Source organism: Streptomyces sp. NBC_01241 (assembly GCF_041435435.1).
Classification (GTDB): Bacteria; Actinomycetota; Actinomycetes; order Streptomycetales; family Streptomycetaceae; genus Streptomyces.
In genome coordinates, this window is record NZ_CP108494.1 from 4,356,281 (window position 1) to 4,380,683 (window position 24,403).

General features: G+C 69.1%; 18 protein-coding genes and 2 pseudogenes. 12 read left to right on the forward strand and 8 right to left on the reverse strand.

Features of this window, described 5'->3' with window-relative positions; translation table 11 throughout:
• Positions 1–169: 169 nt before the first annotated feature.
• Positions 170–1,282, reverse strand: coding sequence for a LacI family DNA-binding transcriptional regulator (locus OG306_RS19395; protein ID WP_266747362.1), 1,113 nt, complete (start codon positions 1,280–1,282; stop codon positions 170–172).
• A 402-nt stretch (positions 1,283–1,684) separates the two neighbouring features.
• Here OG306_RS19395 and hisC point away from each other — a divergent pair, with 402 nt between their 5' ends.
• The 5 genes from hisC (at position 1,685) to OG306_RS19420 (ending at position 11,186) form a co-directional block, all read left to right on the forward strand.
• Entirely contained in the window at positions 1,685–2,764 is a 1,080-nt protein-coding gene (gene hisC, locus OG306_RS19400; protein ID WP_266747363.1) for a histidinol-phosphate transaminase, read from the forward strand.
• A 305-nt stretch (positions 2,765–3,069) separates the two neighbouring features.
• Entirely contained in the window at positions 3,070–4,578 is a 1,509-nt protein-coding gene (locus OG306_RS19405) for a cytochrome ubiquinol oxidase subunit I (protein WP_266747364.1), read from the forward strand.
• Positions 4,579–4,596: 18 nt separating this feature from the next.
• Positions 4,597–5,598, forward strand: coding sequence for a cytochrome d ubiquinol oxidase subunit II (gene cydB, locus OG306_RS19410; RefSeq protein ID WP_266747365.1), 1,002 nt, complete (start codon positions 4,597–4,599; stop codon positions 5,596–5,598).
• A 190-nt stretch (positions 5,599–5,788) separates the two neighbouring features.
• Positions 5,789–9,307 carry a thiol reductant ABC exporter subunit CydD gene (gene cydD / locus OG306_RS19415; protein WP_266747366.1) on the forward strand — a complete coding sequence of 1,173 codons (3,519 nt, stop codon included), beginning with the start codon at positions 5,789–5,791 and terminating at the stop codon, positions 9,305–9,307.
• A gap of 172 nt (positions 9,308–9,479) precedes the next feature.
• Positions 9,480–11,186, forward strand: coding sequence for a GAF domain-containing sensor histidine kinase (locus OG306_RS19420; RefSeq protein WP_327258996.1), 1,707 nt, complete (start codon positions 9,480–9,482; stop codon positions 11,184–11,186).
• Positions 11,187–11,282: 96 nt separating this feature from the next.
• Here OG306_RS19420 and OG306_RS19425 read toward each other — a convergent pair whose 3' ends face one another.
• Complete coding sequence (locus OG306_RS19425) at positions 11,283–12,149, reverse strand: Cof-type HAD-IIB family hydrolase (RefSeq protein ID WP_266747368.1); 867 nt, start codon at positions 12,147–12,149, stop codon at positions 11,283–11,285.
• Between the two features lie 230 nt (positions 12,150–12,379).
• On the reverse strand, positions 12,380–13,279 hold the full coding sequence (locus tag OG306_RS19430) for an LLM class flavin-dependent oxidoreductase (RefSeq protein ID WP_266747369.1): 900 nt from the start codon (positions 13,277–13,279) through the stop codon (positions 12,380–12,382).
• 103 nt (positions 13,280–13,382) lie between these two features.
• Between OG306_RS19430 and OG306_RS19435 the strand changes: the two genes are divergently transcribed.
• Both OG306_RS19435 and OG306_RS19440 read left to right on the forward strand, forming a co-directional pair.
• Positions 13,383–13,694: a hypothetical protein gene (locus OG306_RS19435; RefSeq protein ID WP_266747370.1), complete on the forward strand. Its 312-nt coding sequence runs from the start codon at positions 13,383–13,385 to the stop codon at positions 13,692–13,694.
• Between the two features lie 52 nt (positions 13,695–13,746).
• The gene (locus tag OG306_RS19440) at positions 13,747–14,955 is read left to right on the forward strand and encodes a hypothetical protein (protein WP_266906050.1); all 1,209 of its coding nucleotides are present in this window, start codon (positions 13,747–13,749) and stop codon (positions 14,953–14,955) included.
• Between the two features lie 77 nt (positions 14,956–15,032).
• Here the strand turns inward: OG306_RS19440 and OG306_RS19445 are convergent.
• From OG306_RS19445 to OG306_RS19465, 5 genes and pseudogenes are all read right to left on the reverse strand, one after another.
• Positions 15,033–15,209 (reverse strand): annotated as a pseudogene (locus OG306_RS19445) (LLM class flavin-dependent oxidoreductase); the annotation flags it as partial.
• Between the two features lie 85 nt (positions 15,210–15,294).
• The gene (locus tag OG306_RS19450; protein ID WP_266747372.1) at positions 15,295–15,837 is read right to left on the reverse strand and encodes an RNA 2'-phosphotransferase; all 543 of its coding nucleotides are present in this window, start codon (positions 15,835–15,837) and stop codon (positions 15,295–15,297) included.
• Between the two features lie 165 nt (positions 15,838–16,002).
• Positions 16,003–16,983 (reverse strand): MerR family transcriptional regulator, encoded by a 981-nt coding sequence (locus OG306_RS19455; RefSeq protein WP_266747373.1) that lies wholly within the window; start codon positions 16,981–16,983, stop codon positions 16,003–16,005.
• Positions 16,980–18,761 carry an SDR family oxidoreductase gene (locus tag OG306_RS19460; protein WP_266747374.1) on the reverse strand — a complete coding sequence of 594 codons (1,782 nt, stop codon included), beginning with the start codon at positions 18,759–18,761 and terminating at the stop codon, positions 16,980–16,982. Before OG306_RS19460 ends, OG306_RS19455 begins: the two co-directional genes overlap by 4 nt.
• On the reverse strand, positions 18,758–19,609 hold the full coding sequence (locus OG306_RS19465) for a M24 family metallopeptidase (RefSeq protein ID WP_266747375.1): 852 nt from the start codon (positions 19,607–19,609) through the stop codon (positions 18,758–18,760). Before OG306_RS19465 ends, OG306_RS19460 begins: the two co-directional genes overlap by 4 nt.
• Positions 19,610–19,882: 273 nt before the next feature.
• On the opposite strand from OG306_RS19465, the gene OG306_RS19470 reads away from it, so the two are divergent.
• The 5 genes and pseudogenes from OG306_RS19470 to OG306_RS19490 form a co-directional block, all read left to right on the forward strand.
• Entirely contained in the window at positions 19,883–20,968 is a 1,086-nt protein-coding gene (locus tag OG306_RS19470) for an ABC transporter ATP-binding protein (RefSeq protein ID WP_266906048.1), read from the forward strand.
• On the forward strand, positions 20,968–21,876 hold the full coding sequence (locus tag OG306_RS19475) for an ABC transporter permease (protein WP_266747377.1): 909 nt from the start codon (positions 20,968–20,970) through the stop codon (positions 21,874–21,876). Before OG306_RS19470 ends, OG306_RS19475 begins: the two co-directional genes overlap by 1 nt.
• Entirely contained in the window at positions 21,873–22,784 is a 912-nt protein-coding gene (locus tag OG306_RS19480) for an ABC transporter ATP-binding protein (RefSeq protein ID WP_266747378.1), read from the forward strand. The genes OG306_RS19475 and OG306_RS19480 overlap by 4 nt, the downstream gene beginning before the upstream one ends.
• A 30-nt stretch (positions 22,785–22,814) precedes the next feature.
• On the forward strand, positions 22,815–23,534 hold the full coding sequence (locus tag OG306_RS19485; protein ID WP_266747379.1) for an ABC transporter permease: 720 nt from the start codon (positions 22,815–22,817) through the stop codon (positions 23,532–23,534).
• A gap of 270 nt (positions 23,535–23,804) precedes the next feature.
• Positions 23,805–24,347 (forward strand): annotated as a pseudogene (locus tag OG306_RS19490) (hypothetical protein); the annotation flags it as partial.
• Between the last annotated feature and the right edge of the window lie 56 nt (positions 24,348–24,403).

Below are 24,403 nucleotides of genomic sequence, written 5' to 3' on the forward strand. Positions count from 1 at the left end.
CCCTCCACCACCGTCGCGCCGCCGTACACCTGACGGGCCCTGCTGGTCGGGGCGGTCCGCGGTGTCGTGCGCCCATCATAGGAATGCGAATCGTGCTCTGTGACGCACCAGGGGTGGTGAATCCCGGCGCACGTCAGGTTCACCGGTCGATTGGTCCGAAATCGCCTGATCAATCCCCGGTGGGGGAGCGAGGCGCACTGACCGTGGTGCGGGGTGGACGGCGTTGCGAGGACGTCCGGACGATGAGCTCCGTCGGTATGACCTGCTCCACCGGCCCGTCGTGTTGCACGCCTTCGATGGCGTCGATCAGGAGCTGGACGACCGCCGTGCCGATCCTGCGCGGCTTGAGCGAGAGGGTGGTGATGGGGGGCTCGGTCGTCGCGTACACGGTGGACTCGCTGCAGCAGACCAGCAGCAGGTCCTCGGGGACGCGCAGGCCGTATCGGCGGGCGGCGGCCAGCAGATCGGTGCCGTTGGGGTCGAAGAGCCCATAGACGGCATCGGGCCGGTCCGGGCGGGCGAGAAGCCGGTCGGCGGCGACTGCGCCCGCGCACGGGTCGTGGGCGGGGTAGGACTCGTACACCGGGTCCTGGCCCACGCGCTCGCACCAGTGGAGGTACGCGGTGGTGGAGAGACGGGTGTACGTGTCGGTGGTGGTGCCGGTGAGCAGGCCGATGCGGCGCGCTCCGGCGGCGGCGAGATGGTCGAGAAGGTCGAGCACGGCGGCCCGGTGGTCGTTGTCGACCCAGGCGGTGACCGGGAGGGTGCCGGCCGGACGGCCGTCCGAGACGACGGGCAGCCCCTGGCGTACGAGTTCCGTGACGACCGGGTCCTGGTCGGAGGGGTCGATCACGACGGTGCCGTCGAGAGCGACGTTCGACCAGACGTCGTGGCGTGAGGTGGCGGGCAGGATGACGAGGGCGTAGCCGCGGGCGAGCGCGGCGGAGGTGGCCGCTCTGGCCATCTCGGCGAAATAGGCGAACTCGGTGAAGGTGAAGGGTTCGTCCCCGTAGGTCGTCACGGTCAGGCCGATGAGGCCGGACTTGCCGGTACGGAGGGTTCGGGCCGCGGCGGAAGGGCGATAGCCCAGGCGCTCTGCGACCTCGCGGACATGGCGGCGGGTGGCGTCCGGGAGCCTGCCCTTGCCGTTGAGCGCGTCGGAGACGGTCGTGATGGAGACCCCGGCGGCGGCGGCCACATCCCGGATTCCCGCTCGTCCTTGCCGACCGCCGCGCCGGGGTGTCTCCGACCGGCTCACCTGGTGCTTTCCTGCTGCTGTCATGGCGAGCCGATAGTAGGGCTCGGAAGGGAGGTTGGCCCGGCCGCATATTCACTCATTGACAGGCACGTTTCTGCATGATCATGGAATATCAAATGCCTTGAAAAACAAGGGCATTGGCGAGACTGACCGTAGTGTGTCATGCATCGAACCCGATGGGCCTACTAAATGGTCGATGTTTCGAAGAGGTCTCATCTCACCTCTTCGAGGGACGCGCGCCACGGAGTGAGCCACCGGCGCGCGTCAGAGAGGGAAGCGCTCCCCCCGTCCACGGCCGCGCGGGACGAGGGGAGCTCCGGTCCCGGCCGCGCGGGGCGTTCGGGACGCTCCGGCCATTCGCAGCGGAGCCCAATCCTCATAAGGTGAGCAGTATTGATGTGTACAGACGGTCTAGGAGGACCTGCGGTGAGCGAGACGAGCCCCAAGCTGCGCGCCGAGCTGGACGGCGTCCCCGCCTATGTGCCGGGCAAGCCGGCTGCTGCCGGTGGACCGGTTGCGTTCAAGCTGTCCTCCAACGAGAACCCCTATCCCCCGCTGCCCGGGGTGATGGAGACCGCCCTGGCGGCGGCCGCGAACTTCAACCGCTACCCGGACATGGCCTGCACCGGTCTGATGAACGAGCTGGCCGACCGCTTCGGTGTGCCCGTCTCGCACCTCGCCACCGGAACCGGCTCGGTCGGTGTGGCGCAGCAGCTGCTCCAGGCCACCTCGGGTCCGGGGGACGAGGTCATCTACGCCTGGCGTTCCTTCGAGGCGTACCCGATCATCACGCAGGTCAGCGGTGCGACCTCGGTGAAGGTCCCGCTGACCGAGGGTGACGTGCACGACCTCGACGCGATGGCGGACGCGATCACGGACCGCACCCGGATGATCTTCGTCTGCAATCCCAACAACCCGACCGGCACCGTGGTGCGCCGGGCCGAGCTGGAGCGGTTCCTGGACCGGGTGCCGGGCGATGTCCTGGTGGTCCTCGACGAGGCGTACCGGGAGTTCATCCGCGATGCCGAGGTGCCGGACGGCATCCAGATCTACCGGGACCGGCCCAACGTGGCGGTGCTGCGGACGTTCTCCAAGGCGTACGGCCTGGCGGGTCTGCGGGTCGGTTTCGCCGTGGCCCACGAGCCGGTGGCGGCCGCGCTGCGCAAGACGGCGGTGCCCTTCGGGGTCAGCCAGCTCGCACAGGACGCGGCGGTCGCCTCGCTGCGTGCCGAGGACGAACTTCTGGGACGGGTCGGCTCCCTGGTGTGCGAGCGGGACCGGGTGCAGCGGACGCTGGCGGACCAGGGGTGGACCGTTCCCCGGTCCCAGGCGAACTTCGTCTGGTTGCGGCTCGGGGACCGTACCGCCGACTTCGCCGCGGTGTGTGAGCGGGCCGGTGTGATGATCAGGCCGTTCGCGGGCGAGGGGGTGCGGGTCTCGATCGGGGAGGACGAGGCGAACGACCTGTTCCTGAAGGTCGCGGAGTCGTACCGCAGGGAGCTGTAGAGCGGCGCAGGCCGCTTGCGGGCACCGGAAGGTCCAGGGCCCCGTACCTCGTTCGGCGAGGTGCGGGGCCTTCGCGTTCGGGGCCGGGAGGTGTCCGGACCGGGGTGTTCCGGGAGTGTCTGCTTCGGGGTGATTGATCGGAACATCCCAAGAGGGGTACCCCGCCCGAACGTCCCGAAAGTCCGTGCGCCATAATTGCTTGTGAATGTGAACGCGTTCACAAGCGTGTCCTGTTCCTCCCGTGATTAGTCGGATTTCAAGGGCAGACTGCCGCTGTGACTACGGCGACGTAAGGAGACGACGACGTGGAGCTAGCTCTGGCGCCGGAAACCCTGGCGCGATGGCAGTTCGGTATCACCACCGTCTACCACTTCCTGTTCGTCCCCCTGACGATCTCTCTCGCCGCGCTCACCGCCGGCTTGCAGACCGCCTGGGTGCGGACGAACAACGAGAAGTACCTCAGAGCCACGAAGTTCTGGGGGAAGCTCTTCCTCATCAACATCGCCATGGGTGTCGTCACCGGCATCGTCCAGGAGTTCCAGTTCGGTATGAACTGGTCCGACTACTCGCGGTTCGTCGGCGACATCTTCGGTGCCCCGCTCGCGTTCGAGGCATTGATCGCCTTCTTCTTCGAGTCCACGTTCATCGGGCTGTGGATCTTCGGCTGGGACAAGCTGCCGAAGAAGATCCATCTCGCTTGCATCTGGATGGTCTCCCTCGGGACCGTCCTGTCCGCCTACTTCATCCTGGCGGCCAACTCATGGATGCAGCACCCGGTCGGCTACCGGATCAACAAGGAGCGTGGCCGGGCCGAGCTCACCGACTTCTGGCACGTACTCACCCAGAACACCGCGCTTGCCCAGTTCTTCCACACCATCACCGCCGCCTTCCTGGTCGGAGGCGCGTTCATGGTCGGCATCGCCGCCTTCCATCTGGCGCGCAAGAAGCACATCCCGGTGATGCGGACCTCGCTGCGGCTCGGACTGGTCACCGTCGTGATCGCCGGACTTCTCACCGCCATCAGCGGTGACCAGCTCGGCAAGGTCATGTTCAAGCAGCAGCCGATGAAGATGGCCGCCGCCGAGGCGCTCTGGGAGGGGCAGAACTCGGCCCCCTTCTCGATCTTCGCGGTCGGCGATGTGGCCAAGGGGCACAACACGGTGGAGATCTCCATCCCGGGGGTACTGTCCTTCCTCGCGGATGACAGCTTCACCTCGTACGTCCCCGGCATCAACGACATCAACAAGGCCCAGCAGGAGAAGTTCGGCCCCGGCGACTACCGGCCCAACATCCCGGTCGCCTTCTGGAGCTTCCGCTGGATGATCGGCTTCGGGATGGCGTCCTTCGCCCTCGGCATCCTCGGACTGTGGCTGACGCGACGGAAGTTCATGCTGCCGACGGCGATGCGGACCGGTGAGGACGAGGTTCCTCATCTGGTTCTCTTCAAGAACAAGGCCCTCAGTCCGAAACTCGCCAGGTGCTACTGGATCCTCGCGCTCTGGACGATGCTCTTCCCGCTGATCGCCAACTCCTGGGGCTGGATCTTCACCGAGATGGGCCGTCAGCCCTGGGTCGTCTTCGGTGTGCTCCAGACCCGCGACGCGGTCTCCCCCGGCGTCTCGCAGGGCGAGGTGCTCACCTCGATGATCGGCTTTACCCTGCTCTACGCCGCGCTCGCAGTGATCGAGGTCAAGCTGCTCGTGAAGTACATCAAGGCCGGACCGCCGGAGCTCACGGAGGCCGACCTCAACCCGCCCACCAAGATCGGCGGCGACCATGACGACGCCGACCGGCCGATGGCCTTCTCCTACTGAGAGCAGAGGAGCTGAGAGATGGAACTCCACGACGTCTGGTTCGTACTCATCGCCGTCCTCTGGACCGGCTACTTCTTCCTGGAGGGATTCGACTTCGGGATCGGTGTCCTCACCAAACTGCTGGCCCGCGACCGCAAGGAGCGGCGGGTTCTGATCAATACGATCGGACCCGTCTGGGACGGCAACGAGGTGTGGCTGCTCAGCGCGGGCGGTGCGACCTTCGCCGCCTTTCCCGAGTGGTACGCCACTCTGTTCTCCGGCTTCTACCTGCCGCTGCTGATCATCCTGGTCTGCCTGATCGTGCGGGGTGTCGCCTTCGAGTACCGCGCGAAGCGGCCCGAGGAGAGGTGGCAGGCCAACTGGGAGCACGCGATCTTCTGGACCTCGCTCATCCCGGCGCTGCTCTGGGGCGTGGCCTTCGGAAACATCGTGCGCGGCGTCAAGATCGGTGCCGACATGGAGTACGTGGGTAACTTCTGGGATCTGCTCAACCCGTACGCCATCCTCGGCGGACTGGTCACGCTCACCCTCTTCACCTTCCACGGTGCCGTGTTCGCGGGGCTCAAGACGGTCGGGGACATCCGGGAGCGGGCGCGCAAGCTGGCGCTGAAGCTGGGACCGGTCACCGCGGTGCTCGCGCTCGGCTTCCTGATCTGGACCCAGATCGACAACGGCGACGGCTGGAGCCTGCTGGCGCTGATCATCGCCGCCGTCGCCCTGATCGCCGCGATCGGCGCGACCGCGGCGGGACGCGAGGGCTGGGCGTTCGCGCTCTCCGGCGTGACTGTTGCGGCCGCGGTCGCCATGCTCTTCCTGGCGCTCTTCCCGAACGTCATGCCGTCCTCGCTGAACGACGCCTGGAGCCTCACGGTCACCAACGCCTCGTCCACTCCGTACACGCTGAAGATCATGACCTGGTGTGCGGGGATCGCCACCCCCGTCGTCCTGCTCTACCAGGGCTGGACCTACTGGGTGTTCCGCAAGCGCATCGGCACGCAGCACATCGCCGAAGCGCACTGAACGCACCCGGGGCCTGTCCGGTGCTGATCCGCCGGGCAGGCATCCCGGACCTGTCCGGGATCGAAACGCCGGGCACGTATCCGGGGCCTGTCCTCGCCCGAACCACCGGGCACGCATCCGGGGCCTGTCGGGACCCGGAGCGGCGGACAGGCCCCGGCCCATCGACCGAGTTCGCTAGGGGCTGTTTCACGTGAAACCGATCGACCCGCGCCTGCTCCGCTACGCGCGCGCCACCCGCTTCTTCCTGGCCGCCGTGGTGGCGCTCGGAGTCGTCGGGGCGGCGCTGGTCATCGCCCAGGCCATGCTCGTCGCCGACGTGGTGGTGGGCGGGTTCGAGGACGGGCTGACCGTCTCCGGACTGCGGACCCCGCTGATCCTGCTCGCGGCGGTGGCGCTCGGCCGCGCGCTGGTCTCCTGGCTGACCGAACTGGCCGCGTACCGGGCCAGCGCCGCGGTCAAGTCCGAACTCCGCGGCCGGCTGCTGGACCGGGCCGCGGAACTCGGGCCCGGCCTGCTGAGCGACCGGCGCACCGGTTCCCTGGTGACGCTCGCCACCCGGGGCGTCGACGCGCTCGACGACTACTTCGCACGCTATCTGCCCCAGCTCGGACTCGCGGTGGTCGTGCCGGTGGCGGTCCTGGCCAGGATCGTCACCGAGGACTGGGTCTCGGCAGCGATCATCGTGGTCACGCTGCCGCTCATTCCGCTCTTCATGATTCTCATCGGCTGGGCCACCCAGTCGCGGATGGACCGCCAGTGGCGGCTGCTGTCCCGGCTCTCCGGGCACTTCCTCGACGTGGTCGCCGGACTGCCGACGCTGAAGGTGTTCGGCCGTGCCAAGGCGCAGGCCGAATCCATCCGCGCCATCACCTCGCAGTACCGGCGGGCCACGCTGCGGACCCTGCGGATCGCGTTCCTGTCGTCCTTCGCCCTGGAGCTCCTGGCGACCCTGTCGGTGGCCCTCGTCGCCGTCACCATCGGCATGAGGCTCGTGCACGGCGAACTCGACCTCTACACCGGTCTGGTGGTGCTGATCCTGGCCCCCGAGGCGTATCTGCCGATCCGCCAGGTCGGAGCGCAGTACCACGCGGCCGCCGAGGGGCTCTCGGCCGCGGAGGAGATCTTCTCGGTCCTGGAGACCGAGCCCCGGCGGGGTGGCACGGCGGACGTCCCGGAGTCGCTGCGGCTGGAGCTGGAGGGTGTGACCGTACGGCACGAGGGCCGCGGCGAGCCTTCGTTGGACCATGCCTCGCTGGTGGTGGACGAGGGGGAGACCGTTGCCCTGGTCGGCCCGAGCGGCGTCGGGAAGTCCACCCTTCTCGATGTGGTGCTGGGCTTCACGGCACCCGACGAGGGGCGGGTACGGGTCGGCGGCGTCGATCTGGCGACCCTCGCCCCGGAACGCTGGCGGGAACGGATCGCCTGGGTCCCGCAGCGCCCGTACCTCTTCGCGGGCACGATCGCGGAGAACGTACGGCTGGCCCGGCCGGACGCGGACGACGGCGCGGTGGCGGCGGCGCTGCGGGACGCCGGGGCGTACGACTTCGTGGCGGAACTGCCGGACGGCGCACAGACGCTCCTCGGCGAGGACGGTGCGGGCCTCTCCGCCGGTCAGCGCCAGCGGCTCGCACTCGCGCGCGCCTTCCTCGCCGACCGCCCGCTGCTGCTGCTCGACGAGCCGACCGCGAGCCTGGACGGCGAGACGGAAGCGGGGATCGTCGAGGCGGTACGGAGACTGGCGCAGGGGCGGACCGTGCTGCTGGTCGTGCACCGCCCGGCGCTGCTTCCGCTGGCCGACCGGGTGGTGAGACTGGAACCTGGAGCGACACTCCGGCCGGAGAAGCCCGAGGGATCCGTTGCCGTGCCACGTCCTGCGGACGCATCCGCCGCAGGACGTGCCGCGGTGCCGGAGCCCGAGACGCTGCGGGACACCGCGGCCCGCCCCGGACAGGTCCTCGCCAGGGTCCGGGAAGCTGCCGGGGCGCAGCGCGGACAGCTGGCACTCGCGCTGCTGCTGGGAAGCCTCGCCCTCGGCTCGGCCGTCGGGCTCATGGCCGTCTCCGGCTGGCTGATCTCCCGCGCCTCGGAACAGCCTCCGGTCCTCTATCTGATGGTCGCCGTGACCGCGACCCGCGCCTTCGGCCTCGGACGGGCCGTCTTCCGCTATGCCGAGCGCCTGGTGTCGCACGACGCGGTGCTCAAGATGCTCGCCGAGTTGCGCGTCGCGGTCTACCGCGGGCTGGAACGCATCGCGCCGGCCGGCCTGCGCCGGAGCCGGCGCGGGGACCTGCTCTCCCGGCTCGTCGCCGATGTCGACGCCCTGCAGGACTACTGGCTGCGCTGGCTGCTGCCCGCCGGGACCGCCGTCGTCGTGGGAGCGGCGACCGCCGGGTTCATCGGCTGGCTGCTGCCGGCGGCGGGCATTGTGCTGGCCACCGGACTGCTGCTCGCCGGAGCGGGGGTGCCCCTGGTCAGCGGCGCCTGCTCCCGCCACGCGGAACGCCAACTGGCCCCTGCACGTGCCGATCTGGCCACCCGGATCACCGATCTGCTCGGCGGGACCGCCGAACTGACTGTCGCGGGCGCCCTGCCCGCCCGCAAGGCGCGGACCCGGGAGGCCGATGGCGTCCTGACTCGCATCGCCGCCCGTGCGGCGACCGCCACCGCGCTCGGCGGCGGCCTCATCGCCCTGATCGGCGGCCTCACCGTCGTCGCCACCGCACTCGTCGCCCTTCCCGCCGTGCACGATGGGCGGCTCGCGGGTGTGGAGCTCGCGGTCGTGGTACTTACGCCGCTGGCCGCCTTCGAGGCCGTGACCGGTCTGCCGCTCGCCGTGCAGTACCGGCAGCGGGTCAAGCGCAGCGCGGAGCGGGTGTACGAGGTGCTGGACGCCCCGCCGCCCGTGCGTGAACCGGACAGCCCGGCCGGGACGCCCGCATCGCCCTTCCCGCTGGAGGTACGGGGGCTGTCCGCCCGGTACGCGGGAGCGGAAAGGGACGCCCTGGACTCCGTCGACCTGCGCCTGACGGCCGGTCGGCGGATCGCGGTGGTCGGGCCTTCCGGCTCCGGGAAGACGACCCTCGCGCAGGTCCTGCTCCGCTTCCTGGATGCACGGGAGGGGACGTACCGGATCGGCGGCGTCGACGCCTGCGTGCTGGAGGGCGACACGGTGCGGGGGTTCGTCGGGCTGTGTGCCCAGGACGCCCATATCTTCGACAGTTCCATCCGGGAGAACCTGCGGCTGGCCCGTACCGGCGCGACGGACGAGGAACTGCGAGCCGCCCTCGACAGGGCACGGCTGCTCGACTGGGCCGAAGCGCTGCCCGCCGGGCTCGACACTCTCGTCGGCGAACACGGCGCACGCCTCTCCGGTGGCCAGCGCCAGCGTCTCGCCCTGGCCCGTGCGATCCTCGCCGACTTCCCCGTACTCGTTCTGGACGAGCCCGCGGAGCACCTCGACCTGGCGACCGCGGACGCCCTGACCGCGGACCTGCTGGCCGCCACCCGGGGGCGTACGACGGTACTGATCACCCACCGTCTGCAAGGACTCGAAGCCGTCGACGAGGTGGTGGTGCTGGAGGCCGGCCGGGTCGTGCAGCGGGGCCCGTACGCCGATCTCACCGCCGAGGAAGGCCCATTGCGCCGGATGCTGGAGCGCGAGCGGGAGACCGAAGGGGTGGCCGAGGAGGCGCTGGGCGTACGGGCGTGAGCGGGAGAGCGCAGAGCTTCGGGGGAAGCCGTCGGCGCGCGGGTGTGAGCGGGATCGCGCAGAGGTTTTGAGGGGGCCGTCGGTGTGCGGGTGTGAGCGGGGCGGCACGGAAGTCGACTTTCCTCACCAATGAGGACTTTCCTCACTAATAGGCACTAACTAGTCTCGGGGTATGCCAGAGCCGGACCCGAAGGACTCACTCGAAGCCGCGACCCGGGCGACCCGCAGCCTGCAGGGCCTGTCCACCGAACTCACCGCCCGGGTACCGCAGCTGCTGGAAGCCATGCGTTCCGTCGGCACGGGCCTCGAACTGCACTCCATCCTCGACCGGATCTGCCAGACGGCGGCCGAACTCGCCCACTCCCGCTACGCCGCCATCGGCGTCGTCGACGAGGAGGGCGAGGGGCTCTCCGATTTCGTCACCTACGGAGTGCCGGACGAGGTGGCGCACGAGATCGGCCGCCGCCCCGACGGGCACCACGGACTGCTCGGCGCGCTGATCCACGACCCTGTCCCGGTGCGGCTCGCCGATCTGACGGCCGATTCCCGGTTCGCCGGATTCCCGCCCGGCCATCCCCCGATGCGGACCTTCCTCGGCGTCCCGATCCGGGTCCAGGGGGAGATCTTCGGAAATCTGTATCTGGCGGAGAAGAACGGCGGGGGCGAGTTCAGCGACTACGACCTGCACATGCTGCGGGTGCTCGCCACGGAGGCCGGAATCGCCATCGGCAACGCCCGGCTGTACGAGGCGGCACGCCGGCGTGAGCGGTGGATCGACGGGTCGGTGGCGGTGACCACCGCCCTGCTCTCCGGCGGTGACGCCGATGACGCGCTCTCCGTCGTCGCCGAACAGGCCCGCCACCTCGCCGCGTCCGCCGCCGGGATCGTGCTGCTGCCGGCCGAGGGGGGCGGCTTGGAGATCGTCGCCGTCTCCGCGGAAGACTCCTGCGCCCCGCTGGGGGTGATCATCGGGCCGGAGAGCCCGGTGGTGGCGAGGCTGCTGAGCGGCGAGGCGGTCTTCATCGACGACTCGGCCACCGATCCCCGCATGATCACCAGGCTCGCCCAGCACTTCGGCCCGAGCATGCTGCTGCCCCTGCGCAGTGGAGGACGGGTGCTGGGGGCGCTCGCCACCCCTCGCGCCCGGGGCGACAGGCCGTTCACGGAGACGGAACGGACCCTCGCCACCCAGTTCGCCTCGCAGGCCGCGCTCGCGTTGATGATGGCCGAGGCGCAGCGGGACCGGGAGCGGCTCGCGGTGTACGAGGACCGTGACCGGATCGCCCGTGATCTGCACGACCTGGTCATCCAGCGGCTGTTCGCCACCGGAATGATGCTGGAGAGCGCCCAGCGCCGGTCGGTCGTGCCCGAGGTGCAGACGGGTGTCGGCCGGGCGGTCGATGAACTGGACGTGACCATTCAGGAGATCCGTACCGCGATCTTCGCGCTGCAGCAGGAACCGGCCGAGGTGCCGTCCGGGCTGCGCACCCGCGTGCTGCGCGAGATCAACATGGCGGCGGTCCCGCTGGGGTTCAAACCCTCGCACCGTTTCCTCGGCCCGGTCGACTCGCTGGTCGGCGAGCTGACCGGCAAGAACCTGATCGCGGCGCTGCGGGAGGCGCTCTCCAACGCCTTCCGGCACGCGGAGGCCTCGTCGATCGATGTGGTCGTCGACGCGACCGTCGCACTGCCCGACGGGAGGGACGCGGTGCGGCTGTCGGTCGCCGACGACGGGGTGGGCATCCCGGAGGGCGGCCGGCGCAGCGGCCTGCGGAATCTGGCACGCCGGGCGGAAGCGCTCGGTGGCGCAAGTTGGTTCGGACCCGGCATCGGGGAGGACGGGGGCGGCACGACGGTGGTGTGGGAAGCGCCGATCTGAGGCCGCCGGGAGCTCCGGGGCCCGGCCCCGCAGGGGTGTCGGAGCGTGGGTTCCAGCGGTGCGCGTCGGCGTGGAGTATCGGGAGCAGCGCGCGCCTCAGCGCGGGGCGTCGGACGTCCGGTGCTCGGCGAGGATGCGCTCGATGACGACCGCGACGCCATCGTCGCCGTTGGCGGCGGTCCGGCCGGACGCGGCGGCGAGCGCGGCCGGGTGGGCGTTGCCCATCGCGTACGAGGTGCCCGCCCAGCTGAGCATCTCCACGTCGTTGGGCATGTCGCCGAAGGCGACGACCTCGGCGGGCGAGATGCCGCGCTCGGCGCAGCAGAGCGCCAGGGTGCTGGCCTTGGAGACCCCCGGGCCGCTGACTTCCAGCAGGGCCGTGGGGCTGGACCGGGTGAACGAGGCCCGGTCGCCGGCTGCCGTACGGGCCAGGGCGAGGAAGTCGTCCGGAGCCAGTTCGGCGTGGTGGGCGAGGAGCTTCAGTACGGGGGCGCCGGCGCCCGGTGTCTCCTCGTGGAGCAGTTTCTCCGCGACGGCGACGGTGGCACCCGGGTCCAGGTGGAAGGGCGGGTAGGCCGGCTCGTAGTGGATGCCGGTGGTCAGTTCGACGGCGAAGGAGGTGCCGGGGGCGGCGGCACGCAGGGTGTGCACGACGTCGAGGGCGATGTGGCGTGCCAGCGGGCGGACCTTGACGAGCTTGCCGTCCGCGTGCAGATCGGCCACCGCGGCGCCGTTCGCGCAGATCGCCAGGCCGTGGCCGTGGACATGGTCGCTGACGACATCCATCCAGCGCGCCGGGCGTCCGGTGACGAAGAAGACCTCGATCCCGGCCTCCTCGGCGGCGGCGAGCGCGGCGACCGTACGGTCCGAGACGGTCTTGTCGTCGCGCAGCAGGGTGCCGTCCAGGTCGGTGGCAATCAGCCGGGGAGCGGCAGGCGAAGGCGAGTCGGTAGCTGAGGTCACGGGCTCATTCTCGCGTACGACGGTGCACGGGCGTGCAGAGGGGCGCGCACATGAGGATGCGCGCCCCTGACCGGGGGACATGCCTGACGCATATGCCAGCAGGTCGGGTCCGAGTCGGTCCGCGAGGTCCGGGCCGCGCCGACCGGTCCGGTGCGGGCCGGCCCGTACTGGGCCCGCGGGCCGGCCCGCCCGGGCCCGCCCGGGCCGCTCGTGCTGGTCCGGGTGTCCGGTCAGCGGCCGAGCTGGGACAGGCCCTCGGTGGCGATGCGCTCGAAGATCTTCTCGTCCGCGGCGAAGTCGGAGTCGGGGACCGGCCAGTGAATGACGATCTCCGTGAAGCCCAGCGCGAAGTGGGTGCCCGCGAAGTCCACGAAGGCGTCGAAGGACTTCAGCGGACGGTCCGGTGTGAAACCGGTGAGAAGGATCTTGTCCAGCTCGGCGACATCCCGGCCGCTGGACTCGCAGGCCGCGCCCAGCTTGGTGAGCTGCCCGCGCATGGCCTCCACGGACTGCTCCGGGGTGCCCGCTTCGTACAGCTTCGGGTCGCCCGTGGTGACCCATGCCTGGCCGTACCGCGCGGCGAGCTTCATCCCGCGCGGCCCGGTGGCGGCCACCGCGAAGGGCAGCCGCGGCCGCTGCACACAGCCGGGGATGTTCCGGGCCTCGTTCGCAGCGTAGAACCGGCCTTCGTACGTCACCGAGGACTCCCGCAGCAGCTGGTCGAGCAGCGGTACGAACTCGTCGAAGTGATCAGCCCGTTCGCGCGGCGTCCAGGCCTCCTCGTCGCTCCGGCGCAGCGTCGTGGCATCGAATCCGTTGCCGCCGGCGCCGATGCCGAGGGTGACGCGTCCGCGGGAGACGTCGTCCAGAGTGATGAGGTCCTTGGCCAGCGTGACGGGGTGCCGGAAGTTGGGGGAGGTGACGAGAGTGCCCAGGCGCAGCCGTTGGGTGGCGGCGGCCGCGGCGGTGAGAGTCGGTACCGCGCCGAACCAGGGTCCGTCGCGGAACGTCCGCCAGGACAGGTGGTCGTAGGTGTAGGCGGCGTGGAACCCCATGTCCTCGGCGCGCTGCCAGAACTTCTGGCCCTCGTTCCAGCGGTGGATCGGAAGAATCACAGTGCTCAGACGCATGCCTCAGACGATACGCGGGGCTTTCCGCTGCCACGGATGTGCCGCCGGAGCCAGAACCAGGAAGCCGCGTCGGCGTCGCAATGGAGGCCGCTACGGTGGCTTCATGGACATGCCGGGCGAAGCCGAACTCGAAGCCCTGATCGACGAGGCGACTGTCGACGCCTATGGCGAGGACGAGCAGTTGACCGGTCTGTTCACCAAGATCGAGGAACACCTCGGCCTGCCCTTCACCACCGCGGTCCTCGGCGTCGAGGTGACCGTGCGCGGCATCGACCTCACACCGGACGGCCGGATCGTCACCCTGTGCTCTCGTGGCGGCATGCGGCAGTCGATCGGAATCCTGGAGCTGCCGCTGCCCGTCCCGGCGCCTGAGGGCTCGGAGTGGATCGAGGCATACCGTCACTGGGCGGGTTGAGGCCGGACACCTCACACTTCAAGCGGAACCGGTGTGCACGGAAGGGCTGGACATGGCTGACCCCGAAGAGGGCGCGAATCAGGGCGCCGGTGGACCGTCGCTGACGGATCTCATCGAGCGCAGTGCCACGTTGAAGGGGCGACTGGTCGCCTTCGCGCAGAGCGCCCGCTTCGACCGGTGGTTGACGCCCCTCCTACTGGAGGCCGCAGGGCCTGAACGGCAGTTGGACGAGGGCGAGGCGATCCGGATCACCGACCACTTCATCCTGCGATACCGCCTGCCGGGCGGCTCGACGGTGGTGGACCGGTTCGTCGCCGCACGGAAGGACTTGACCGCCTCCGACCGGGAGATGCTGCTCGGTTGGCGTGACCCGGTCGAGGGAGTCTTCGAGATCCGGCGCAAGGAAAGGGATGCCGTCGTCCTGCTCAACCTGGTCAACGACCTGGAATTTCGCACGTACTCGAATGTCGGGCCGACCGCGTTCCGTGGAGTGTCCAAAGGAGGATTTCTCCACACCTGCCTGGTACCCGTGCACTCGACAGGCGGGGCGTGGCTGGTGTCCGGGGCGATGTCGTACTACCCCAGGTCCAGCGCCGTCGAGATCGCCCAAACCGCCCTCCGCCTTGCCACCAGCCAGCCCGAGCTGGTCTTCCGCAACCCCGCGAAGATCGAGCAGGGATGGCAGCGGATGCGGGAGGACCGAGCCGCATTCATCGAGTTCTGCGGCAGCGACGAACTGGTCCTTCCGCCTGCCGAAGCCGAGGAACGACTCAACGCCTACTACCGCCGACGCCAGGAGGCAACTGTCGGCGGACAGCCCGGTCGTGCCCGGGGCAGGCGGCTCCCCGGCCTGGGCCTGCCTTTCTTCGAACTGCCGTGGGAACTCGCGGACTCGGACACCATCGGTGTCATCTACGATCGTGTCGACGGGCTCAACTTCTACGCGGACTACGGGATGCTGCAGGACCTCTTCGAGGACCCCGCCCTCGCAGGCCGCAGAGAGCACCAGGACCTGCTGCGCACGTACCTGCGCGAGGAGTCAATCACGCCACTGCCGATCCGCCGACTGGCCACCGCTCACCCGGAGGCGGCCGACGTGGTGTTCCGGAAGCTCCTGCGGAAACCCGGATTCACTTGGAGCGAGCACGGTGATGCGCTGCTGCGCCGGCGCAAGCCCTGGTACTACGAGAACGAGCCGCGCCCTGGGGTGTCCCTTATCGGCGACCGCCTGAGTGAGCTGCTCGGTGCGGGACGGCGCTGAGCGCCTGTGCGGAGAAGCCAACCGCTGGGCAGGCTGCGATGGGCGAACGAAGCCTGACCGAGGTGACGAGGGTGCGGCGCAGCCGCTGCGGTGAGGGTCGGTACCGCACCGAACCACGGTCCATCGCGGAAGGTCCGCCAGGCCAGGTGGTCGTAGGTGTAGGCGGAGTGGAACCCCAGATCCTCGGCGCGCTGCCAGAGCTTTTGGCCCTCGCTCCGGCGGTGGATCGGCAGAATGACAGGGCTCAGACGCATGTCTTGGACCTGACCATACGGGGCCAGAAACGGGTGGGTCCGCCTCCGCGGAAGCGCACAGGCCCTCGGCCCGCCGGTCGCCGGATCAGCCGCGGAATCTCAGGAACGCCGGCGGCACGGCAGCGGTGAGCCAGACTCCGTTGGCGCTGACGTAGAAGGTGTGGCCCGCGCGGTGCAGGGCGCCCGCGTCCACGGACAGGACCACGGGGCGGCCGCGCCGGGCCCCGACCCTGGTCGCGGTCTCACGGTCGGGCGAGAGGTGGACATGCGTGCGGTTCATGGGTCGCAGCCCCTCCCTGCGGATGGCGTCCAGCGCGCTGCCGACGGTGCCGTGGTAGAGGTACGCGGGCGGCTCGGCCGGCGGGAGGGCGAGGTCCACCGGGACGGTGTGGCCCTGGCTGGCGCGAATACGGCCGTTCTCGACGGCGAAGCGCTGTTTGTCGTTGACGGCAACTACATGGTCGAGCTCGCTCCGGGTGATCGGGAAGTTGTTGCGGGCCGTGGCGCGCAGCAGTTCGCCGATCGGCACCCGGCCGTTGGCGTCGAGCGTGATGCCGATCCGCGCCGGCTGGTGCCGAAGGTGTTTGGAGAGGTACTTGGACACCTTGACGGTGCGTCTTTCGTCCATTCCGTCAGAGTGCCCGTGGCGCTCGCTCACGCGCATCCGGATTTCACCTCGATTCACTACAGTAATTTTATTCGCTGTAGCAATTTCTGTCCACAGGTTTGATCCACAGCCAACTCAAGTTATCCACAGTCGAATTGGCGATTCTGTGGACAAGTGGCGGAGGAATCAATCGTTGTGAGTAATACACTTTACTTCGTTGGTAAATGAGGCAAGTGTGTCCAATGTCCGTGATTGCACCTCGCGTTCTGCCGCAGCTGCGATGAAGGCGGATACGTTCTCCGATCCAACCAGGCGTTGTACGGACCGAATTGTCTCCGGTGGCAGACCCACAGGGCACATGGCGGATGGCGAGGTTGCCGAGGTGAGCGGCCTGTCCGAGCCGAGGTGGTGTTCCAGATGCCGGGTGGCGAACACCCGCATCGCACGTGCCAGTTCGGCGTCCACCGTCTGCTGGGCGAGCGGGCGCAGCTTGCGCACCATCGTGGCCGCTTCCGCCGCGTCCGAGTCCGTCGGTGGGCGATGACCGAGATACCGCGCGAAGACGTGCTCGGTGGTGAACTCCAGGAAGCGTGAGGCGATGTGCTCGACCTGGCCGCGAAGCTCCCTCAGATGGCCGGAGATTGCGCTGAGAGGTACGCCGGCGGCGTGCAACTCGACTGCTACGGCCAGCTCTTGCGGGCTCGGGACCAGGAACTCGTCATCCCGCCCCGGTATGCGTTCGAGCACGCCGAGGTCCACCGCCTCGGCGACCGCCTCGTCGTCCGGATTGCCGCCGAACCTGGCGTTCAGCTCGGCCCGGGTGATCCGGTCGGCCTGCTCGTCCGTCCAGGGGCCGTGCACCTCGGCGACGAGCCCGAGCACCCCGCCCAGGCCGCGACCCGTGTCCCAGGCCTCCAGGAGTTCCTTGATGCTGGCCAGGGTGTAGCCGCGATCCAGCAGATCGGCGATCTGCCGGAGCCGGGAGAGGTGGGTGTCGCGGTACACGTTGGCCCGGCCGCGCCGTTCCGGCGTCGGCAGCAGGCCGCGGTCCTGGTAGGCGCGGATCGTCCGGACCGTGGCGCCGCTCGCATGCGCCAGGTCCTCGATCCGGTACTCGGCGGCGGCGGACCGGCCGGCCGCCGCCGACGAGTACCCGCGGCCGCTCACAGCGGCGGCTTCAGCCGGGCGATCCCGCGCAGCGCACCGGGGCTGAAACGGGACAGGAACCGGGCGCCGCGGGCCTCCGCGGTCACCGGCACGACGGCCTGGTTGCGAACCACCGCTTTGAGGATCGCGTCGGCGACCCTCTCCGGCGGATAGTTGCGGAGCCCGTACAAGCGGCTGGTCCGCTTCCGCAACCGCTTCTCCTCCTCGGCGTCGGCACCGGCGAAGTGCGTCGTCGCGGTGATGTTCGTGTTGACGATGCCCGGGCAGATCGCGCTGACTCCGATCGACCGGTCGGCGAGCTCGGCCCGCAGGCACTCGCTGAGCATCAGTACGGCGGCCTTGGAGGTGCTGTAGGCGGGCAGCGCCCGGGAGGGCTGATAGGCGGCGGCGGAAGCCGTGTTGACGATGTGGCCGCCCTGACCGCGCTCGGCCATCTGCCTGCCGAAGATCCGGCAGCCGTGGATGACCCCCCACAGATTGACGTCGAGGACGTTCTTCCAGTCCTCGCTCGTCGTCTCCAGAAAGGAGCCGGACAGACCGATCCCGGCGTTGTTGACCAGGACGTCGACGATGCCGTACTCGCCGGCGACCTTCTCGGCGAGCTTCTCCATCGCCTGTTCGTCGCTGACGTCGACCGCTTCGCCCCAGGCCGCCGGGGAGCCGATCAACCGGGCCATCTCCGCCGTCCTGGCCGCGCCCTCCGCGTCCCGGTCCACGGCCACCACCCGGGCACCCGCCTCGGCGAAGGCGAAAGCGGTGGCCCGGCCGATGCCCCCGGCCGCGCCCGTCACGAGGACCAGTTGTCCGCCGAACCGGTCCCCGTACGCCCCGGTCGGCGCGGTGTCCTGCACCGGTCGGCCCTCGGCCCGCGCCGACTCGTTGGCGGCGACGAACTCGCTGATCCAGGAGGCGATCCGGTCCGGCCTGGTGCGCGGCACCCAGTGCTTTGCGGGCAGCGAACGGCGTACCAACTGAGGTGCCCACAGCTCCAGTTGGTCGTACAGCTTCTCCGACAGGAAGATGTCGCCGGTCGGTGTGATCAGCTGGACCGGTACATGCGCATAGGCGTCGGTACGCGGTCGGCGCAGCCGGGTTCGGACGTTGTCGCGGTAGAGCCAGGCGCCGTGCGCCGCGTCGCTGGGCAGGGAGGACGTCGGATAGTCGCCCGGAGGCACCTTCTCCAGCCGCTGGAGGATCCGCGGCCACTGCCTGCCGAGCGGGCCGCGCCAGGCGAGCTCGGGCAGGACCGGCGTATGCAGCATGTAGACGTACCAGGACTTGGCGCCCTGTCCCAGCAGTTGGCCGACGCGGCGCGGGGTGGGCCGGGCCATCCGTTGCTTGATCCAGTGGCCGAAGTGGTCCAGGGAGGGCCCGGACATCGAGGTGAACGAGGCGATCCGGCCCTCGGTCCGCTTGACCGTGGCGAACTCCCAGGACTGGACCGACCCCCAGTCGTGCCCGACCAGGTGCACCGGCCGGTCCGGGCTCACCGCATCGACGACGGCCAGGAAGTCATCGGTGAGCTTCTCCAGGGTGAAGCCCCCGCGCAGCGGCTTCGGCGCCGTGGACCGGCCGTGCCCGCGTACGTCGTACAGCACGACGTGCCACTGATCGGCCAGCTGCCTCGCCACGTCCGACCAGACCTCCTTACTGTCCGGGTAGCCGTGGACGAGCACGACCGTCGGCCGTGACTCGTCACCCAACTCGGCGACGCACAGCTCGATTCCGCCCGTACGGACCCGGCGCTCGCGCGCCCCCGGCAGACTCTGCGGACTCATGCCGTCACCCTCTCCTCGGCCCAGCGCCGCACATGCGGCAGATCGTCGTCCAGCCAGAAGGCGCTCTGTTCGGGGTCCTTGGAGTCGGTGACCACCAGGATCTCCTCGAACTTGGCGCCCGTACCCCGGAATCCGAGGTGGGGTTCGACCGCCCACAGCCCGGGCTGCGGCGGATGGTCGGAGAAGCGGTACGGACTCCACAGCGGCGACCAGCCGTCCCGGTGTCCGTGCAGTGCGTCGCTCACAAGCCCCTTGAGCGACTGGGTGCCGAAGCCGAACACATGCGGGGACCAGCGGCGTTCGGTGACGCGGTCGACCTTGTGCGCGATGACGCCGAAGGGATACGCGCGATGTCTGTTGGCGTACCCCTGCTTGATCATCAGGCGTTCGACGTCCTCGTAGATCTCACGCAGCGGGCGCCGCTCCCGCACTTCGCGCAGAATCAGCTCGCGGTGGACTTCCAGATCGGCCAGGAGCTTGTCGTGCAGCGGGCTGAGACCGAGGCAGCCGGAATAGCCGATGTCCGCCGTGAACCCCTTGTACACCGGGGCCATGTCGAGGATGAACGGCATCCCCGGCTCCAGCTTCCGATGGGTCGGGAAGAACTGCAGGGGCACTTTGAAGCCGGCGAAGGCCGTGCGGTCCCCGAACCAGGCGAAGGGGAGGTGGAACCAGTCCCGCACCCCGCGCTCGCGCAGCCAGTCGCGCTGCATCCGGGCCGCCTCGCGCTCGGTCACCCCCGGCCGGAGCCGGGCGGCGACCGCCTCCGCGCAGTCGTACGCGAGACGCTGCACCTCTCTGAACCCCCGCAGCTCCGGGGCCTGTTCGTCCTTCACTGCCGAGGCCATGCCACCGTCCGTTCCCTGCTGTGTGCGGTACGTGTCCGTAACGTGACACTGATGAATGTGACAATGTCCGGCGACTACGTCAAGAGGTGTGTGAAGACCTGTGGACAACTCCGGCCCTCCCCCTCGCGCTCCGGCCCCGGCCCCGACATTGGCCTCTGCCCTCGGCTCCGGCCAGCGCCCCGACGTCGGCCCTCACCCCGGCTCCGGCCCGCCCCCGACTCCGGAACTCCTCCCTTGTGGTGGCCCCCTACGGGTCCGTACGCCTGGAGTCTGATGCGGATCCAGCCGCCTGGGCTGACGCCCACTGTGGCCCGCGCCACTATCTTCGAAGACGTGACTGTGATCGCGACCGAAAGCCTGAGCAAGCGGTTCCCCCGGGTGACCGCGCTTGACCGGCTCTCCTTGGACATCGGACCCGGTGTGACCGGCCTGGTGGGTTCCAACGGGGCCGGCAAGTCCACATTGATCAAGATCCTGCTGGGTTTGTCCCCCGCCACCGAAGGCCGGGCCGCGGTGCTTGGGCTCGACGTCGCCACCAGTGGCGCCGCCATCCGGGAGCGCGTCGGCTACATGCCCGAGCACGACTGCCTGCCACCGGACGTCTCGGCCACCGAGTTCGTCGTTCACATGGCGCGGATGTCCGGACTGCCACCGACGGCGGCGCGCGAGCGGACCGCCGACACCCTGCGCCACGTCGGTCTGTACGAAGAGCGCTACCGCCCCATCGGCGGCTACTCGACCGGCATGAAGCAGCGCGTGAAACTGGCCCAGGCACTGGTCCACGACCCGCAGCTGGTGCTGCTCGACGAGCCGACCAACGGTCTGGACCCGGTCGGCCGCGACGAGATGCTGGGGCTGATCCGCCGTGTATACACGGACTTCGGCATCTCGGTCCTGGTCACCTCGCACCTCCTGGGCGAGCTCGAACGCACCTGTGACCACGTCGTCGTCATCGACGGCGGGACACTGCTGCGCTCCAGTTCCACCAGCGACTTCACCCAGACCACCACGACCCTCGCGGTCGAGGTCACCGACAGCGACACCCACCCGGACGGCACCGACGCGCTGCGCCAGGCCCTCACCGGGGCCGGCGTCAAGCTCGTGGGCCACGACGGTCTCGACGGGCAGGGGCTGCCCGGTGCGGGCCACATCCTGCTGATCGAGGCAACCGGCGAGGAGACGTACGACATCGTGCGAGACAGCGTCGCCGCGCTCGGACTCGGTCTCGTACGGATGGAGCAGCGGCGCCATCACATCGCCGAGGTCTTCCGTACCGAAGGGGAACCGCAGGCCGCAGCCGTGGCACACACCGCGCCCGCGGTTGTCGGGGCCGTACAGCAGAAGGGGAGCGGTCGGTGATGAGCACTGAGACCGGGGCCGTGAGCGGGAGCGAGACCTCCCGGATCCACAACATCGGGTACCGCTCCTACGACGGCGCGCGGCTGGGCCGCGGCTATGCGCGGCGCTCGCTCTACTCGCAGTCCCTGCGAGGTTCTTTCGGACTGGGGCGGTCCGCCAAGTCCAAGGTGCTGCCGATGCTGCTCTTCGGTGTGATGTGCATGATCGCGGCGATCATCGTCGCCGTCGCCATTGCCACCCCGGGAAGCACGGCTCTGCCGATCAAGTACACGGCGTACGCGATCTATCTGCAGGCCGTCATCGGCCTCTTCCTTGCCGCGCAGGCACCCCAGTCGGTCTCCCGGGACTTGCGTTTCAAGAGCGTGCCGCTGTATTTCTCACGGCCGATCGAGCGGGTCGACTATGTCGTCGCGAAGCTGACGGCCATGGCGTCCGCGCTCTTCATTCTCACCGGGGCGCCGCTCGTCATCCTCTATGCGGGCGCGCTGCTCGGGAAGTTCGACTTCGTCGAGCAGACCAAGGGGTTCGGACAGGGGATGGTGTCGGTGGGGCTGCTCTCCGTACTCTTCGCAGGTCTGGGGCTGGTGATGGCCGCGCTGACACCACGCCGCGGTTTCGGTGTCGCCGCCGTGATCGCCGTGCTGACCATCTCCTACGGCGCGGTCTCCACGGTCCAGGCCATCGCCTGGCAGACGGACTCCGCCGGGGCCATCGAGTGGCTGGGGCTCTTCTCCCCCATCACGCTGATCGACGGTGTGCAGACCGCGTTCCTCGGGGCCAATTCGGCCTTCCCCGGAGGGGAAGGCCCGGGGGCCGGGGCCGGCGTGGTCTATCTGATCGCTGTTCTCGCGCTCGTCGCCGGCTCGTACGCCGTACTGATGCGCCGCTACCGGAGGGTCGGGCTGTGACCACCATCGAGATCGACCACACCTCGCGCTGGTTCGGCAATGTGGTCGCCGTCAACGACGTGAGCATGACGGTGGGCCCGGGTGTCACCGGGCTGCTCGGCCCCAACGGCGCGGGGAAGTCCACGCTGATCAACATGATGGCCGGCTTCCTCGCCCCGTCGACGGGCACCGTCACGCTCGACGGGCAGACGATCTGGCGCAACGAAGCGGTGTACAAGGAGATCGGGATCGTGCCCGAGCGGGAAGGGATGTACGACTTCCTGACCGGCCGCGAATTCGTCGTCGCCAATGCCGAATTGCAGGGGCTGAGTGACTCGGAGGCGCAGAAGGCGCTGGCCACGGTCGAGATGGAGTACGCGCAGGACCGCAAGATCTCGACGTACAGCAAGGGCATGCGCCAGCGCGTGAAGATGGCGTCCGCCCTGGTCCACGAACCGTCGGTACTGCTGCTCGACGAGCCGTTCAACGGGATGGACCCGCGCCAGCGGATGCAGCTGATGGAACTGCTGCGACGGATGGGGGCCGAGGGCCGTACGGTGCTCTTCTCCTCCCACATCCTCGAAGAGGTCGAACAACTCGCCTCGCACATCGAGGTGATCGTGGCGGGACGGCACGCGGCATCCGGTGACTTCCGGAAGATCCGCCGGCTCATGACGGACCGCCCGCACCGCTATCTCGTACGCTCCAGCGACGACCGCGCCCTGGCCGCCGCGCTCATCGCCGACCCGTCCACGGCCGGTATCGAGGTGGACCTGGGAGAACAGGCCCTGCGTATCCAGGCGGTCGACTTCGGACGTTTCACCGAGCTACTGCCGAAGGTCGCACGTGAACACGGAATTCGCCTTCTGACCGTTTCGCCGTCCGACGAGTCCCTCGAATCGGTCTTTTCCTATCTCGTAGCGGCCTGAGTAGTGGCCTGAAAGGAGCTGTGAAGCGTCATGTACGACCCCACAGTCGCCCGGCTCACCTACCGGGCCCTGCTCGGCCGGCGCCGGGCCGCCATCCTCTTCGTCCTGCCCGCCCTGCTGGTGCTCATCGCCGTCGCGGTACGGATGTTCGCGGGAGCCGATGACCAGGTCGCCTCGGATGTGCTGGGCGGCTTCGCCATCGCCACGATGGTGCCGCTGATCGGCGTGATCGCCGGTACCGGAGCCATCGGTCCCGAGATCGACGACGGATCGATCGTCTATCTGCTGGCCAAGCCGGTGAAGCGGCCGACGATCATCTTCACCAAGCTGATCGTGGCCATCGCCGTCACGATGGTCTTCTCCGCGCTGCCCACGCTGATCGCGGGACTGATCCTCAACGGCAACGGCCAGCAGATCGCGGTGGCGTACACCATCGCCGCACTGGTCGCCTCGATCGCGTACAGCTCACTGTTCCTGCTGCTGGGCACGGTCAGCAGGCACGCGGTCGTCTTCGGCCTCGTCTACGCCCTGGTGTGGGAGGCCCTGTTCGGCACTCTGGTGCCGGGGGCGCGCACGCTCAGCGTGCAGCAGTGGTCCCTCGCGGTCGCCGAGAAGGTCGGCGGCGCGGGCACGATCACCTCCGACGTCGGGCTGCCGGTCGCGACCGTCCTGCTGGCGGCGGTCACGGTCGTGGCGACCTGGTACGCAGGGCAGAAGCTGCGCGCGCTGAAGCTGGCCGGGGAAGAGTGAAGGGGAAGACCGACCGGGTAGGAGCGACCGGGGAAGAGTGACCGGGGAAGAGTGACTGGAGGGCATCCTCCGGAGATTTCCCTTCGGACACCTCGCTCTGTGTTCCGTTTCTGATCACAGCCGCACTCATCACTCATCAACCCTCGCCTTCAGGGCGGGGGTTGATGCATTTCGGACAGTAGTACGCGTAACTGTACGGTTATCGGTTCGTTGGGCAGGGTGCGTGGAGGCAACTGGAATCCGTGGTGTCGTAGCTTTCGTGAAACAGCAGAGGTCGTCAAAAAGGTGACCCAGCGGCATCGAGTCGAGGTTGCAGAGAATGGGCTCACGCTTCTGCGCGCCTCTGAGCTGCGGGAATTCCATAGGGACATGTTGTCCCTATGGGGCGGAGGGGAGGACGAAAGTTATCCACAGGCCGCCACTCGGCTCACCCTCTACACCCGCAGGACCGTGCTCAACGTCGCGATGCTTCTTCGCGACAGCGACATCGCCCGATGCGTCCGTACCTATCTGCTCGACGTCGAGCAGGACCTGCGCGCGGGCTACGCCTCGCTCGAACACCGCGTCACCCGGGTCGAGAGCTGCCTCGCCGGAGTGGGCAGCGCGCTTCAGGAGCTCGGCCCTGTCCTCAATCGGATGTTGCTCCGACTCGACAGCCTCGACCGGAGGCTGGACGTCACACATCAGGTCGTCGGAGCCATGAGCGTGCGGCTGGGGCACGTGTCCGAGGACCTCGTCCGTATCGACGGCAGGATGGATGATCTCGTCCGCCACCTGAAGGATCTGAGCCGCCGAGGCAACAAGCAGCGCTGATCCGACGGACGTGCGCGGCCCTTCGGTGCTGCCCGGAAATTGGGTGGCACCGAAAG

Bases quoted from the DNA above. Each gene is read 5' to 3' on its own strand.
- OG306_RS19435 (WP_266747370.1), top strand. From the start codon at position 13,383: ATGGACATGCCGGGCGAAGCCGAACTCGAAGCCCTGATCGACGAGGCG.
- OG306_RS19470 (WP_266906048.1), top strand. From the start codon at position 19,883: ATGCGGATCCAGCCGCCTGGGCTGACGCCCACTGTGGCCCGCGCCACT.
- OG306_RS19420 (WP_327258996.1), top strand. From the start codon at position 9,480: ATGCCAGAGCCGGACCCGAAGGACTCACTCGAAGCCGCGACCCGGGCG.
- OG306_RS19465 (WP_266747375.1), bottom strand. From the start codon at position 19,609: ATGGCCTCGGCAGTGAAGGACGAACAGGCCCCGGAGCTGCGGGGGTTC.
- OG306_RS19460 (WP_266747374.1), bottom strand. From the start codon at position 18,761: ATGAGTCCGCAGAGTCTGCCGGGGGCGCGCGAGCGCCGGGTCCGTACG.
- OG306_RS19395 (WP_266747362.1), bottom strand. From the start codon at position 1,282: ATGACAGCAGCAGGAAAGCACCAGGTGAGCCGGTCGGAGACACCCCGG.
- OG306_RS19440 (WP_266906050.1), top strand. From the start codon at position 13,747: ATGGCTGACCCCGAAGAGGGCGCGAATCAGGGCGCCGGTGGACCGTCG.
- OG306_RS19485 (WP_266747379.1), top strand. From the start codon at position 22,815: ATGTACGACCCCACAGTCGCCCGGCTCACCTACCGGGCCCTGCTCGGC.
- OG306_RS19450 (WP_266747372.1), bottom strand. From the start codon at position 15,837: ATGGACGAAAGACGCACCGTCAAGGTGTCCAAGTACCTCTCCAAACAC.
- OG306_RS19475 (WP_266747377.1), top strand. From the start codon at position 20,968: ATGAGCACTGAGACCGGGGCCGTGAGCGGGAGCGAGACCTCCCGGATC.
- cydB (WP_266747365.1), top strand. From the start codon at position 4,597: ATGGAACTCCACGACGTCTGGTTCGTACTCATCGCCGTCCTCTGGACC.
- OG306_RS19430 (WP_266747369.1), bottom strand. From the start codon at position 13,279: ATGCGTCTGAGCACTGTGATTCTTCCGATCCACCGCTGGAACGAGGGC.